Source organism: Pantoea sp. X-Soil-TKNS-1211 (genome assembly GCF_059730495.1).
The window spans coordinates 2759638-2774449 of sequence record NZ_AP035953.1; the positions used below are offsets into that span (position 1 = coordinate 2759638).

Consider the following 14812-nt stretch of genomic DNA (forward strand, 5'->3'; position numbering starts at 1 on the left):
GGTGATCATTCCGCCTTCAATATTTCTTCATGCTCGTCCAGCCAGCCCTGACGCAGTTCCGGCACCGCGCGTTTCAGGCGCTCGAAATACAACTCGCTGGTGGGTTTGTCGTAATCCGTCCGCGCGATTTGGGTGACGATGCGACCGGTTTTCATCACCACGATATCGTCACAAACCGCGCGTACTGCATGCATGTCGTGACTGATAAACAGCACCGACAATCCCAGCTCGCGCCGCAGTTCGCTGATCAGATCCAGCACCGCCGCCGCCACTACGGTATCGAGTGCGGAAGTGACTTCATCGCACAGAATCAGATCTGGCTCGGCAGCCAGCGCACGCGCCAGGTTAACGCGCTGTTTCTGCCCACCCGATAACGCCCACGGACGTCGCCACAGCACGCTGCGCGGCAGTTTGACCAGGTCGAGTAACTGATGCAGTCGCTGTTCGCGTGCCGCACCACTCAAGCCGTGAAACAACGCCAGCGGACGTGACAAGATACGTTCGACGCTGTGCGCCGGATTCAGCGCAGTGTCGGCCATCTGGAACACGTACTGAATGCGGCGCAGCTCGTTATCGGGCCTTTTGTGCATATCACCGTTGATGTAGTGGCCGTTGAACAGGATATGTCCCTGACTCGGGGCATTCAGCCCGGCAATGGCGTGCGCTAGCGTGGTTTTACCGGAACCGGATTCACCGATGATGCCAATCGCCTGCCCTTTCCACAGCTTCAGGTTGATATCTTCAAGGATGCGGATTTTCGGTTGACCGTCTTTATCGCGCGGGCCATAACCGGCACAGAGATCGCGCACCTCCAGCAGCGGTTGCATCTCCGCCGTGGCGCAACTCCAGCTACTGGGGCGCTCGGTCTGACGCGCCGCATCCATCAACAGTTGGGTGTATTCCGCCTGTGGCGCGCCAATCAACCGTTCGGTGGTACCGTATTCGGCCATTTTGCCCTGCAACAGCACCAGAATGCGGTCGGCCATTTGCGCCACCACCGCCAGATCGTGGCTGACATAAATGGCGGTCACGCCACGCTGGGCCACTACGCGGCGAAATGCCTTCAGCACTTCGACCTGGGTGGTCACATCCAGCGCGGTGGTGGGTTCGTCGAGGATCACCACGTCAGGATCGCCAATCAACGCCATCGCCGTCATCAGACGTTGTAACTGACCGCCAGAAACCTGGTGTGGGAAACGATCGCCGATGGTTTCCGGGTTCGGCAGCGCCAGCTCGCGAAACAACGCAATCGCTTTATCTTTTGCCGCTTTACGTTTCATGGTGCCGTGGATCACCACCGGCTCAATCACCTGGTCGAGAATGCGCATACCGGGGTTAAACGACGCTGCCGCACTCTGGGCGATATAGGCGACTTTATTACCGCGAAATTCACGCAGTTGCCCCGACGACAAGCTACGCACATCGGTGCCTGCCACATGGATGATGCCGTCAGCAATGCGACAACCGTGGCGCGCATAGCCCATCAGCGCCATGGCGATGGTGGTTTTACCGGATCCGGATTCACCAATCAGCGCCAGCACTTCCCCTTTCTGCACGGTAAAACGAATGTCGGAAACCAGATCGATCTCTTCGCCCTTATCGGTCTGCGCCGTAACGCGCAGGTTCTCGACGGCAATCACCGGCATCGCAGTGTGTGGTGTCACGTTCATGCTCCCTCCTTCGCCAGGGTCAATGGGCGCATCGCTTGCAGGCTGTCAATAAACAGGTTGGCACCGATGGTCAGGCTGGCGATGGCGACCGCGGGCATCAGCACCGCCGGTGAGCCATCAAACAAGCCCTGAATGTTTTCGCGTACCAGCGTGCCCCAGTCGGCATAGGGCGGTTGCACGCCGAGGCCAAGGAAACTCAGGCCGCTCAACAGCAAGACGATGTAGACGAAACGCAGGCCGAAGTCGGTGAGCATCGGGTGCACCATATTGGGCAGGATGTCGTGGATCGCCACATACCAGCGGCTCTCGCCACGCAGCTTCGAGGCCCGAACGTAATCCATGGTGCGCAGACTGCTCGCCATCGCGAAGGCAATACGAAAGGCACCAGGCCAGTAGGTGAAGATGGCGGTGAGGATCAGCATCGGCAGCGAGGAACCAAACACCGCAACGATCATCAGCGACAACACCTTGCCCGGCAGCACCAGCAGCGCATCGTTGACACGTCCCAGCAGTTCTTCCAGCCAGCGCCCGGTCACTGCTGCCAGCAACGCCAGCAGAGTACCAATCAGGCTGGCCCCGAGCGCGGCGGTTAGCGCCAGACCGATGGAGAACTTCGCGCCGTACAGGATGCGGCTGAGGATATCGCGCCCGAGATAGTCGGTGCCGAGCCAGTTATCGGCGGTCATGCCGCCGAGCATCGGGCCGCCACCAATATCGTCGACGTTGTGCGGTGCCAACTGGGTGCCAAAGATCGCCATCAACACCCAGAACAGCGAGATCAGCAGGCCGAAGCGACCGGAGATCGTTAGTGACTGAAAAAAGCGCCAGGGAAGTAGCAAGCTATTCATCAGCTCCTCCATTTCGGGTTAAAGGCGATGGTCAGGATGTCGGCCGCCAACAGCAACAGCAGGTAACAGGCGGCGAACAGCATCACGCAGAACTGCACCACCGGTAGATCACGGTTGCTCACCGCGTCCACCAGCGCACTGGCGAGGCCGGGATAGCTGAAAATGGTTTCGATAATGATCACCCCGCCAAACAGGTACGACAGGCTGAGCGAGATGGAGTTAGCAATCGGTCCGACGGCGTTAGGCAGCGCGTGGCGCAGTACCGCCCGCAACGGCGATACCCCTTTCAATCGCGCCATCTCCAGATACGGGCTGTCGAGCTGGTTGATGATGGCGGCGCGGGTCATGCGCGCCATCTGCGCCACCAGCACGCAGCACAGCGTCAGCACCGGTAAGGCATAGGACTTCAGGTAACTCAGCAGATCCATATTCGGGCTGCCGAACGACATCGCTGAGACCCAATGCAGCTTGACGGCGAAAATCAGCACCGCCACGGTAGCCACGAGGAACTCCGGCACCGCCACCGTCGCCATAGTGCTGACCACGAGGAAGCGGTCAATCAGCGAACCCCGGTTCATCGCCGCCGCGATACCAATGATCAGCGCCAACGGCACGCAGATCAGCGTGGTAATCGCCGCCAGTTCAAAGGTGGCCGGAATGCGTTGCGCCACCAACTGTGCCACCGGTAAATGGCTGGCAAACGAAATGCCAAAGTCGCCATGCAGCATCCCGCCCAGCCAGCTGAAATAACGCACCAGCAGCGGCTGATCCAGCCCCAGCTGCTGGCGTAACGCCGCCACCGTTTCCGGTGTGGCGTTTTGCCCCAGAATCATCTGCGCCGCGTCACCGGGCAGCAGGCTGGTGATAAAAAACACCACCGCCGAGACGATAAGCAAGGTCAGGATGCCCGCGCCTGCGCGGCGGGCAATCAGGAACATCATGTATCGGTTCATCGGCGTGCTCCTCTTACGGTTTAGGGATCAGGCAGACAGCCAGGCGAACTCATGGAAGCGGTAGCCCATCATCATGCCTGACGGCCAGGCCTCCACCCCTTTCACCTTCTTGCTGTAACCATCGGTTGAGCTGATAAAGGTCGGGATGATGGTGCCGCAGTGGTCATAAATCAGCGTCTGCATATCACCGTACATCTGCTTACGCTTCGCCTGGTCACGCTCGCCACGGGCCGTCACCACCAGTTGGTCAAACTGATCGTTTTTCCAGCCCGATTCGTTGTTTGAGGCACTGGAGAGATAGAACTGCGAGAACAGCATATCCAGCGTCGGACGCGGGTTGATCGAGCCATAACCGACCGGGTCTTTGGTCCAGTGGGTTGACCAGTAGCCGTCGTACGGCACGCGACGCACTTTGAAGTTCACGCCGGTGTTACGTGCCACCTGCTGAATCAACTGGCCACCTTCTACCGCGCCTTCAATGTTTGGCGTGGTGATGATCTCGACATTGGCCCCGACCATCCCGGCTTTTTTGAAGTGGAACTTGGCTTTCTCCACATCCAGCGGACGTGGCTTGAGATCCGCGTTGTAGAATGGATGCCATGGCGGCACTGGGGTATCGTTCGCCACATCGCCGTAGCCTTGCAACACGGTTTTCACCACCATCTCACGCGGTTGCAGGTACTTCATACCCAGCACGAAGTCTTCGCTGCTGCCCGGCTTCACGTCGGTGCGTACAATCAGGTTGGTGTACATGCCGGATTTGCTCTCCAGCACGGCGAAATCCGAGGTGGCTTTGATGCGTTTGCAATCGGCGGCACTCAGGGTAGAGATGATGTGCAGGTCGCCAGACATCAAGGCATTGACGCGTGCAGCCTGGTCGGTAACGCCCAGCAGTTCTACTTCGTCGAGGTGCGGCAGGCCCGGCTTGAAGTAATTCGGGTTCTTCACGCCGACGGAACGCACGCCAGGGGTGAATTCTTTCAATTTGAACGGACCGGTGCCGATGCCTTTGCTGAAATCTTTGGTGCCATCCTGCACGATCAGGAACGGGGCGGCGGCCAGCATATAAGGCACGTCAAAGTTGGCCTGGCTCAGTACCAGCTGGACTTCGTTATCATTGACAGCGGTGAAGGTCTTGAACTGATCCGCCAGTTTGAAGGCGTTGGAGGCGACGGCCGGATCTTTGTGGCGGCTCAGGGAGTAAATCACGTCTTTCGCGGTTAACGGTTTGCCGTCATGGAAGGTGACGCCCTTGCGCAGTTTGATCTGCCAGGTTACGCCATCACTGGATTCCACCGATTCGGCCAGCGCGGGTTGCACCAGCAGGTTTTTATCCAGCTCGGTCAGACCGCTGTAGAACATAAATTGACGGGTGTAGTCGCCGCTGTTGTTGCCTTTAGCGGGATCGAGGGTATCGGTGGCCGAGGCGTTGGACATCGCCGCGCGCAGTTTCCCCCCTTTCACCGGCGTTTCCGCCGCAAAACCCATTTCCGGAAAACCGATCAGACCGGTGCTCATCACGGCACCGGCGGACAACAACTTCATCAGGCTACGACGGGACAGCGACCCTTCGGTCAGTGCACGCGTCAGGGCCGGATTTACAGCGTCAGATTCTTTCTTAAATTTACTCATCTGCACACCCTCAATATGAAATGTTGTTTAATTCGATAATCGTCACCGAAACCCCGCACCTCGTGGCATTGCGCAATAAATTGCGCCGCTACGGTTGGGTGCAGGCTTTTACCGCATTGCGCAATAAATTGCGCCGCTACAGTTGGTGCCATGCTTTGTAGCGGCGCGATTTATCGCGCCAGACGATCAGGAGAGCCGATCCTTAGCTTTGTAATACAAGCCCGCGAGAGGCAAAAACCAGGGTTTCCCGTGGTAACCGGGTAACGCGGGCCAGGCCTCACGTTGCCACGGGTTGTCATTGCTTTTTTCGGCCAACACATCAGCCATCACCCGTCCCATCCAGGTTGACATCTGCGTGCCATGCCCGCTGTAGCCGAGGGAATAGAACACGCCATCGTGCTCACCGGCACGCGGCAGCCGGTCGGCGGTCATATCGACCATGCCGCCCCAGCAGTAATCAATCCGAGCCTGCCCCAACGGCGGGAACAGCGCGGTCATAGCTGCGCGTAACACCTCGCCACTGCGCGAATCCGAGGTCGGATTGCTGACGGCGAAGCGGGCGCGGCCACCAAACACCAGGCGACGATCCGCCGTGGTGCGGAAGTAGTTACCGATATTCAGCGAGGTGACATAGGTGCGATCTTTGGGCAGCACCTGACTGAGCAACTCATCGCCCAGCGGTTCCGTCACCACGATAAAGCTACCAACCGGCACAATACGGCGCTGGAACCACGGGAACGGCCCCTCATTGGAGACACCGGTCGCCATCAGCACTTTGTCGGCGACGATCTCGCCTTTCGCGGTGGTGATGCGATGACGATAGCCGTCAAGGCGGGTTAACCCAGTCACTGCATGGTGTGGGAAAATCTTCGCCCCGCTGCGCGCTGCCGCTTCCGCCAGACCAACCCCGAATTTACCCATATGCATCTGGCCGCCACGTTTTTGCAGCAGGCCACCATGAAAGGCATCACTGCCCACTTCATGGCGAATGTCATCTTTGCTGATTAGCTCGATTTCCGGGTCCACGGTAGTACGCATCAACTCCCAGGCACTGCGCAAACCGGGAAAATGCGTGGCTTTGCTGGCGAGTTTCAGCTTGCCGCACAGGCGGAAATCGCAATCGATCTGTTCTTCCCGCACCAGCTGTTCGACGTAACTCACCGCACCGTCAAACGCCCGATAGAAACGGCTGGCCTGCTCCAGCCCCTGACTGGCGACCAGCGAGGCAAAGTTTTGCGATACGCCGGTATTGCAGTGACCACCGTTACGCGCTGAAGCCTGACTCATGATGTCGCCGCTCTCCAGCAGCACCACGTCAATACCGCTACGCGCCAGGTTAAGCGCCGCCGAGACGCCGGTAAAACCGCCGCCAATCACCACCACCGAGGCGGTCGCGGGCAGCGCACCCGTTGCTGCGCCACGGAATTGCGGTGCGGTCGCCTGCCAGAAAGATTCGAGTTTCATTGCGCTGCCCTCCGGGCTTAAAGTCCAACCACAGCGGGCAGACCGCCGATATCTTTGATCTCGGTATAGCCGTAAGCCGGGTTGGCCGGATCGTGACCACGGTTGACCCACACTTTGTTAGTAATACCCATGTCGTGGCAGGTCATCAGGTCGTAGCGCAGGCTGGAGGATACGTGCAGGATTTCGTCGGGACGACAATCAAGTTTTTCCAGCATGTATTCGAAGCCTTTCATCTGCGGCTTGTAGGCCCCTACTTCTTCTGCGGTGATCGCCATGTGGATTGGCGCACCGAGACGCAGAATGTGGTGTGGCAACAGGTCTTTCATCGAGTTGGAGAGCAGCACCAACGGAAACTCCTGTGCCACTTTTGCCAGACCGGCCGGAACATCAGGATGCGGTCCCCAGGTAGCGCAATCGGTGTAGATAAAGTCACTGTCGGCCTTGTCCCACGCCACACCCCATTTTTTGCAGGTACGTTGCAGGGCGTTGCTCACCACGTCGTAATACGGCTTCCACGCGCCCAGCACTTCATCCATGCGGTAACGGGCGAAATCGGTGGTGAAGGCCAGCATCGCTTCCGGTGCCACGCGCGCTTTGAAGCAGCGTTCGGCCGCACCGGCCATATCGAAGTTGATCAGGGTGCCGTAGCAATCAAAGGTGATGTATTTCGGTTTAAACAGTGCCATGACGCGACCTCGTCGTTGTCTGATACGGAAATTAAAAATCGATTAATACGCTTTTCTGGCGCTGGCAGGCCTGAAATGCCTGACGCCCCAGATCTTTGCCAATGCCGGAGCCAAGGAAGCCACCGGTGGGGATAATAAAATCGCCGGAACGGCCATAGCGATTGATCCACACGGTGCCGGACTCAATCGCCCGCATGGCACGCATGGCGCGCGGCAGGCTCAGGGTATGCACCCCGGCGCACAGACCGTAGGTTTCATGTGCCGCCAGCTGTAGCCCTTCCTCTTCGTCCGCAAACTCCTGCACGGTCAGCACCGGGCCAAAAATTTCCTGCTGCACCGCCGGGTTGTCCGGTGCCACGCCACACAACAACGTGGGTTGCCAGAACCAACCTTCATCGGTGTCGGCAAAACGCTCGCCACCCACCAGCACCTCAGCCCCTTCCGCTTTGGCTGCCGCAATCACTGAGGCGACTTTTTTACCCTGACGATCGTCAATCAGCGGCGCATAGCGGCTGTCATCCTGCCAGGTCACTCCCGGACGCGGTTGCTGGCACAGCGCCACCAGGCGATCCAGCAGCGGCTGGGCAATGCCACGTTGCACAATCAGGCGCGTACCGGCCACACAGGCCTGGCCGCCGTTGGCGGTGAAGCCGCGCAAAATACGTTGCGCCAGCACGTCAATATCGCCCGCGTCGTCGAACACCAGTTGCGGGCTTTTGCCGCCCAATTCGAGGGTCACCGGCTTCATGCCGTGCTGTGCCGCATCACTCATGATGCGCGCGCCAGTGACGGTAGAGCCGGTAAAGGAGACTTTGCGCACCAGCGGATGCGTGACCAGCGCGCTGCCGGTGACGGCCCCGCTGCCCTGCACAATATTAAGGATGCCGGCCGGTAAGCCCGCCTGCACCGCCAGCTCGGCCATACGCACGGTGGAGAACGGCGTCAACTCAGAGGGTTTCAGCACCACAGCATTGCCCGCCGCCAGTGCCGGGCCGCATTTCCATGACGCCATCGACAAGGGGAAATTCCACGGCGTGATGGCACCGATCACGCCATAAGGTTCGGAGATCAGCATGCCGAGGCTGCTCTCTTTGGTCGGGAACAGGTCACCGCTGTATTTGTCGGCGCACTCGGCGTAGAAACGGATGGCTTCGGCAGTGAACGGAATTTCGTGCTGCACCACATCGCTGATTGGACGGGTAGAACCGAGTGCTTCCAGTTGCGCCAGCAGCAGGTCGCTCTCAATCAGATCGGCCCAGCGGCGCAGCACCTTGCCACGTTCACGCGGTGGACAGCTACGCCAGCCACTGGCGGTCAGCGCACGATGGGCAATCGTGACCGCCCGATCCACGTCTTCTGCCATGGCTTCGCTCAGGCTGGTGTAGACTTTGCCATCCGACGGGCGCTTAACCGCGAAAGGTGCGCCCTGGGTGTGTTGATGCTGACCATCAATATAATGTCCAGCGGGTAATGAAACTTTTTCAGGGTCGAAACTTAACATGGAAAAATCCTTATTTGTTACACCCGTCATTAGCGTGCTAATTAAAATTTCTCGCCACACTTATGTGCGCTGTTAATAATCTAATGCAGAAAGTATGCCAGCCCGGCAAAAAATAATAATGCGTAAAAAACAGCCCAAAAAAATTTTCTGCCGTATTGATGAGAGAAAATTTGCGGAATTGCCGAAGCATTAAACAGATGATTTAGCTCACAAATTATGCGCATCTCTTTGGTGCACTGCGCATGAAACTTGCACTAAAACGGCGAATATCCGGAAAAACATGACGTTGCGCACAAAATAAAAAACGCCCATTACCAGAGGTAACAGGCGTTGAACTAACCGGTTGTTAATTTTTAATCAGAGACTGCCAATATGGAAAGTTTTTTGCTCCAGATACTCTTCAATTCCGTAACGCGAACCTTCACGCCCTAATCCGGATAATTTAATTCCGCCGAATGGCGCAGCGTCTAATGAAATTGCACCGGTATTAAATCCTACCATGCCAAATTCCAGCGACTCGGCTACTCGCCAAGCACGACGAATATTTTCGGTGAAGAAATAAGCACCGAGACCATAAGGCGTATCATTCGCCATGGCGATCGCTTCGTCTTCTTCGTCAAAAATAAACAGCGGCGCCACCGGGCCAAAGGTTTCTTCATGGGCAATGCGCATTTTGCTTGTGACATTGCCTAACACCGTCGGCTGGACAAAGGTGCCATTGGGCTGGCTAATACCGCCACTCAGCAGCGTGGCTCCCTGACTCAGCGCATCATCAATATGGCTGTTCACTTTCTCCACTGCGCGATCGTTGATCAACGGGCCGATGGTGCTTTGTGCATCAAAGCCGTCACCCACTTTCAACGTCGCGACGGCCTCCAGCAGTCGGGCGCTAAAGCGTTCATAGATGCCGCGTTGTACCAAAATGCGGTTGGCGCAGACGCAAGTCTGACCGGCGTTGCGGAACTTGCTCGCCATCACCCCGGCCACCGCAATGTCTAAATCGGCATCATCAAAGATGATCAGCGGTGCGTTACCGCCCAGTTCGAGGCTCAGACGTTTGATGCTGTCAGCACTTTGCTGCATCAGCAATTGCCCGATGCGGGTGGAGCCGGTAAAGGAGATTTTGCGCACCGTGCGACTGGCGGTCAGCGTGCTGCCGATATCCGTTGGCAGGCCGGTCAGCACCTGAAGCACCCCGCTCGGGAAACCTGCGCGTTCTGCCAGTACCGCCAGTGCCAGCGCCGAAAGCGGCGTCAGTTCCGAAGGTTTCACGATAATCGGGCAACCTGCTGCCAGCGCCGGGGCGACTTTGCGGGTGATCATCGCAATCGGGAAGTTCCATGGCGTGATCGCGGCCGCCACACCGACTGGCTGCTTCAGCACCAGAATGCGACGATCTTCACTCGGAGCCGGAATGGTATCGCCATAGATACGGCGTGCTTCTTCGGCAAACCATTTGACAAAGCTGGCACCGTACAGCACTTCGCCTTTGGCTTCTGCCAGCGGTTTGCCCTGCTCAGCGGTCATGATGATCGCCAGGTCATCGGCGTTGTCCAGAATCAGCTGATGCCACTTTTCCAGCAGCGCCGCACGGGCCGCGTTCGGGGTCTTGCCCCAGCTGATACGCACCGACTCGGCATAATCTATCGCCTGTTCGGTTTCGGCAGCACCCAGTGCCGGGATGGTAGCCAGCGTTTGCTGGGTCGATGGATCAATCACCGGTAGCGTTGTCCCCGCCAGCGCATCCTGCCAGCGACCGCCAAACAACGCCTGCTGGCGCAGTAAATCCGCATCTTTCAGTTGAATACGCGACATGCTTTTCCCCTGTGTCTGTGTCATTTCACTGTAACTCGGCGGCACAGCGCAGGATGTTTTTCTGCGATGAGGAAATAACACAGGTACGCGTTTTGCGACGGGAAAAGAAATTTTATGCTGTGCGGCCCGCATGAGCCGCACCAGGAAGATTAGATTTGGAAATCGATAGCCGGTTCGTCGCCGGTTTCGTAGGAGAGCGCCTGGCGTTTGATCTCTTCCAGCGACAGGTTGGCGTTACACAGTTCGAGGAACTGCCAGACATAATTGCGTTGCAGTTGGCCGCGTTTCAACCCGAGCCACACGGTGTTGGCGTCGAACAGGTGGCCTGCATCAATTTTTACCAGGTCTTCGCCGTCGTAAATATCACAGGCCTGATCGGCCAGAATGCCTACTCCAAGCCCCAATTCAACGTAAGTTTTCACCACATCAGAATCCTGGGCGCTGAGGACGATATCCGGTTTCAGCCCGGCGGCCTGGAAAGCACGATCGACACGTGAACGTCCGGTGATGCCCTGCCGATAGGTGATCAGTGGGTAACGCCCCAGCTGACCTAGCGAGACCGGTTCACTCTGCAACAGTTCATGATCGTGCGGCACCAGCAGCGAGTGATGCCAACTGAACCACGGGAAGGCGGCCAGGCTGGCGTTGTTCACCAGTTGCTCACTGGCGATACCAATATCTGCCTCACCCGCCAGTAGCATGGCGACAATTTCCTGCGGCGATCCCTGGTTCAGCTCCAGCCGTACGTTGGGATAGAGTTGTCGGAAGGCTTTGATCACCCGCGGCAGGCTATAACGCGCCTGAGTGTGGGTGGTGGCAATGGTTAGCACACCGCTGGTTTCATTGGTAAACACATCCGCGAGGCGGCGCACTTTGCCCGCTTCATCAAGGATGCGTTCAGCAATGGTCAGCAGCGCTTTGCCGGGTTCGGTCATTCCCAGCAGACGTTTGCCACGGCGGATGAAAATTTCAACACCCAGCTCATCCTCCAGATCGCGTATGTGACGGCTCACCCCGGATTGCGAGGTAAAGAGCGTATTGGCGACCTCTGTCAGGTTGAACTCGCAACGGGCTGCTTCACGTATAATTTTAAGTTGCTGGAAATTCACACCCTTTTCTCCTTATTCCTGCCCCTGTTTCATCCATGTTATGAAGTTGCTGGCAGTACAACAAATAATAAAAAACGGTTTGTTATGCGGATTGGTAATAAGGGTTGAGTTGTGCGTGCTGGTGCAGGCTGGCATCGAGAAGGTTCCGCTCGCTGGTGCGGGCTGACATCGAGAAGGTTCCGCCCGCCAGGCATTAGGTAGTTTCAGCCGCAACGTGCAGGCGGACGGGCAAAGGTCCGAGGGCGCGGACCTTTGCAATCCGCGCCCTGCGCCGTCCTCGCGCAGCGCATAGCGCTGTTCCCTCGCTTATCACTCAGGCCGCACGGCACGTGCGGATTCGCCATCCCTGGCTCATTCCGCTCTCTCGCCGCATCCATGCGGCTCGGCCTGGCCTTCCCTCTGCGCTCGGCGCTGTGGATGCCGCCCACCCCACCGTCTGAAAGACCGTAGAAAACACCAAAAAATAAAAAGCAAAAAGCAAAAAGAAAGGGACTGAAAAGCACAAGGCGTGCAGCGGTGGGTGGGGCGCCATCCGGACTCGCTGAGCGAATGAATGCTGCCAGGATGAGCCGCATGGATGCGGCGAAAGGCGGCGTTGAGTTGTAGCGGCGCGATTTATCGCGCAAAAAAAGCAGCTGGCGCGAGGGCGGGGAGTGCAGAGGGTGCGGCCAGGCACCCTTTGCTCGGTCGCCGCACCGGCGGCATGCAACTGCCAGTGCCCATAGCGAACGAAATATGCTCAGTACCGGTGGCGAACGAAACCTGCACGAATCTGGTGTCGGCATCAGCCGCAATTAGCTCACCAGCATCAATTCGCGATCTTCCACCATCGGCTTGTTCAGCAGCGACAGCAGAATGTTTTTCACCGCCTGAGCCGACGGAGACAACGGCAGGCGTGCAGAGACGTTCAGCGACAACGGCAGATTCAGTGATGGGCTGTTGATACGCGCCATCCACGCATGAGTGGAGCTAACCAGCGCACGCGCCGCCGACTCCGGCAATACGGTAACACCCATACCACTCGATACCGCCGCCGTCAGCGTCGAAATCGATTCAATTTCACCGATAATGCGCGCGCTCAGGCGGCGCAGGGAGAAAGCTTCATCCACACGTTTACGTACTGCGCTGTAGTCACGTGGCAGGAACAGGTTCATCTGCGCCACATCGGCCAGATCCACCGTCGCGCCCGGACAGTCGGTCGCACCGACCAGATAAAGTTCTTCTTTCATCAGCGGAATACTGTTGATGCCCGCCGTCGGTGCACGGTCGTACAGCACCGCCATATCCAACTGACCGTTCATCACTTTTTCATTCAGCGAGGTGCCACTGTTTTCGTGCAGATACACCAACACATCCGGGTACTGCTCGCGTACGGTTTGCAGCAGCGGCATGGTCAGCGATGAGGCTGCGGTGCCCGGTGCCAGACCAATCGAAACCTGACCATTCAGCGCCTGACCCGCATTAATCACCGCCGTCTGCGCCTGTTCGCACTGACGCAGGATGGTACGTGCGTGGGCATACAGAATTTTACCGGCTTCCGTCGGCGTCACGCCACGCTTGGTGCGGATCAGCAGTTGCTGATCAAGCTCGTTCTCCAGCGTTGCCACCTGCTGGCTAAGCGCGGGCTGCGCAATATGCAACACTTCTGCTGCCTGAGTCAGGCTGCCGATATCGACGATTTTTACAAAGTATTTCAGTCGTCTTAAGTTCATTTTGCCTCCGTAACGGATCCCCGAATGCCCAATAATTATTGGTGCTCTTAGCCTGCTGGCTTGTGTAATACAGATTGCAATATGCAGGCCAGGTTTTATCAGTTCACGAAAAAGCTTTACCAGATTTTTCCTAACGGCGCGGAAAATAAGCGTTTCTGATTACCCCATAAGAGTTAATAAGCGAAGGGCATGGCACGGATTGTTGAAAGAATGCACGGAATGCACTGAAGTGGTGCAAAAAATGCGAGGCAGGTGTGCAAAAAAGTGATGACCCAACGTGCACAATTGGTGCAGGTCGGGTCATGGATATCACGCAACTACGTGTGGGGACTGGATTTCCTGGTGCTGACATTCAGGCTACCGAGCAAAGCAGCAGCCTGATCTACTCAGAAGGTCATTAGCGTTTCTTACGGTTACGATGCATGTCGATAGAAACAGCTGCAACAATGATGATCCCTTTAATAATGTCTTGCACGTAAGCGTCCACACCCACGAAGGTAAAGCCACTTTTAATCAGACCGAGGATCACCGCACCGATCAAGGTGCCGGTAATACGCCCCACGCCCCCCATCAGGCTGCTACCACCGATAACCGCTGCGGCGATGGCATCCAGTTCGTAGGCCAGACCCATACTGGATTGTCCGCTGCTGACGCGCGCCGCCAGCACCACCCCGGCCAGGCCAGACAATGCCCCGGCGATGGTATAGACGATGATCAGGTATTTATTGACGTTGATACCGGAGACTTTGGCGGAGGTCATGTTGCCGCCAATCGCGTAAACATATTTGCCGTAGCGGGTATGTTTCAGGGCGATATGGAACAGGAACGCCACCACCAGGAAGATGATGACTGGCATTGCGCCCTGACCAATTGAGGTAAAGCCATCCGACAGAAAGCTGATCGGGTTACCCTGGGTGTAGTACTGCGCCAGACCACGGGCAGAAACCATCATCCCGAGCGTAGCAATAAACGGCGGGATACCGGTGCGGGTAATCAGCACCCCGTTAACCACGCCACACAACAGCCCAACCCCGATCCCTGCGACAATCGGAATGGCGGCAGGCAGGTTAACCAGGGAAGGATACATCGGCGACAGGCTATCAGAAGTTTGCGCCAGACTGGCCGCCACCACCGCCGTCAGAGCGATCACTGAGCCTGAGGAGAGGTCGATACCGGTGGTGATGATAACCTGAGTCACCCCCACCGCGATGATACCGATAATCGCCACCTGCAACACAATCAGCACCAGACGGTTAGTGTTCAGTAGGAAGGATTGGTCACGCACATACCAACCTGCAATTTCGAAAATCAGGGCAATGCCCAGCATAACGACAAAAATACCGGTGTCTTTGGGCAATTTATGACGCAAATTGCCGAAAAAGGAGGTCTGCTCAGTGGCCTGCGGGGCCGTCACTTTCATGT

General features: G+C 57.3%; 11 protein-coding genes. All 11 read right to left on the bottom strand.

Going from position 1 to position 14812, the window contains the following annotated elements:
- Positions 1–5 precede the first annotated feature (5 nt).
- Positions 6–1670: an ABC transporter ATP-binding protein gene (locus AC6I8W_RS13180; RefSeq protein WP_497835374.1), complete on the bottom strand. Its 1665-nt coding sequence runs from the start codon at positions 1668–1670 to the stop codon at positions 6–8.
- Complete coding sequence (locus AC6I8W_RS13185; RefSeq protein WP_480364396.1) at positions 1667–2518, bottom strand: ABC transporter permease; 852 nt, start codon at positions 2516–2518, stop codon at positions 1667–1669. Before AC6I8W_RS13185 ends, AC6I8W_RS13180 begins: the two co-directional genes overlap by 4 nt.
- A complete protein-coding gene (locus tag AC6I8W_RS13190) occupies positions 2518–3471 on the bottom strand; it encodes an ABC transporter permease (protein ID WP_480364398.1) in 954 nt (317 codons plus the stop codon). The genes AC6I8W_RS13185 and AC6I8W_RS13190 overlap by 1 nt, the downstream gene beginning before the upstream one ends.
- A 27-nt stretch (positions 3472–3498) precedes the next feature.
- Entirely contained in the window at positions 3499–5103 is a 1605-nt protein-coding gene (locus tag AC6I8W_RS13195; protein ID WP_497835375.1) for an ABC transporter substrate-binding protein, read from the bottom strand.
- Between the two features lie 186 nt (positions 5104–5289).
- Positions 5290–6567, bottom strand: a complete 1278-nt coding sequence (locus AC6I8W_RS13200; RefSeq protein WP_497835376.1) for an NAD(P)/FAD-dependent oxidoreductase — start codon at positions 6565–6567, stop codon at positions 5290–5292.
- Between the two features lie 17 nt (positions 6568–6584).
- Positions 6585–7253, bottom strand: coding sequence for a haloacid dehalogenase type II (locus AC6I8W_RS13205; RefSeq protein WP_497835377.1), 669 nt, complete (start codon positions 7251–7253; stop codon positions 6585–6587).
- Positions 7254–7284: 31 nt separating this feature from the next.
- Positions 7285–8754 (bottom strand): aldehyde dehydrogenase family protein, encoded by a 1470-nt coding sequence (locus AC6I8W_RS13210; RefSeq protein WP_497835378.1) that lies wholly within the window; start codon positions 8752–8754, stop codon positions 7285–7287.
- 357 nt (positions 8755–9111) lie between these two features.
- On the bottom strand, positions 9112–10569 hold the full coding sequence (locus AC6I8W_RS13215; RefSeq protein ID WP_497835379.1) for an NAD-dependent succinate-semialdehyde dehydrogenase: 1458 nt from the start codon (positions 10567–10569) through the stop codon (positions 9112–9114).
- 149 nt (positions 10570–10718) lie between these two features.
- Positions 10719–11678: an HTH-type transcriptional regulator Cbl gene (cbl, locus tag AC6I8W_RS13220; RefSeq protein WP_013509645.1), complete on the bottom strand. Its 960-nt coding sequence runs from the start codon at positions 11676–11678 to the stop codon at positions 10719–10721.
- 794 nt (positions 11679–12472) lie between these two features.
- A complete protein-coding gene (gene nac / locus AC6I8W_RS13225) occupies positions 12473–13390 on the bottom strand; it encodes a nitrogen assimilation transcriptional regulator NAC (protein WP_021182773.1) in 918 nt (305 codons plus the stop codon).
- A 397-nt stretch (positions 13391–13787) separates the two neighbouring features.
- Complete coding sequence (locus AC6I8W_RS13230) at positions 13788–14810, bottom strand: ABC transporter permease (RefSeq protein WP_497838187.1); 1023 nt, start codon at positions 14808–14810, stop codon at positions 13788–13790.
- Between the last annotated feature and the right edge of the window lie 2 nt (positions 14811–14812).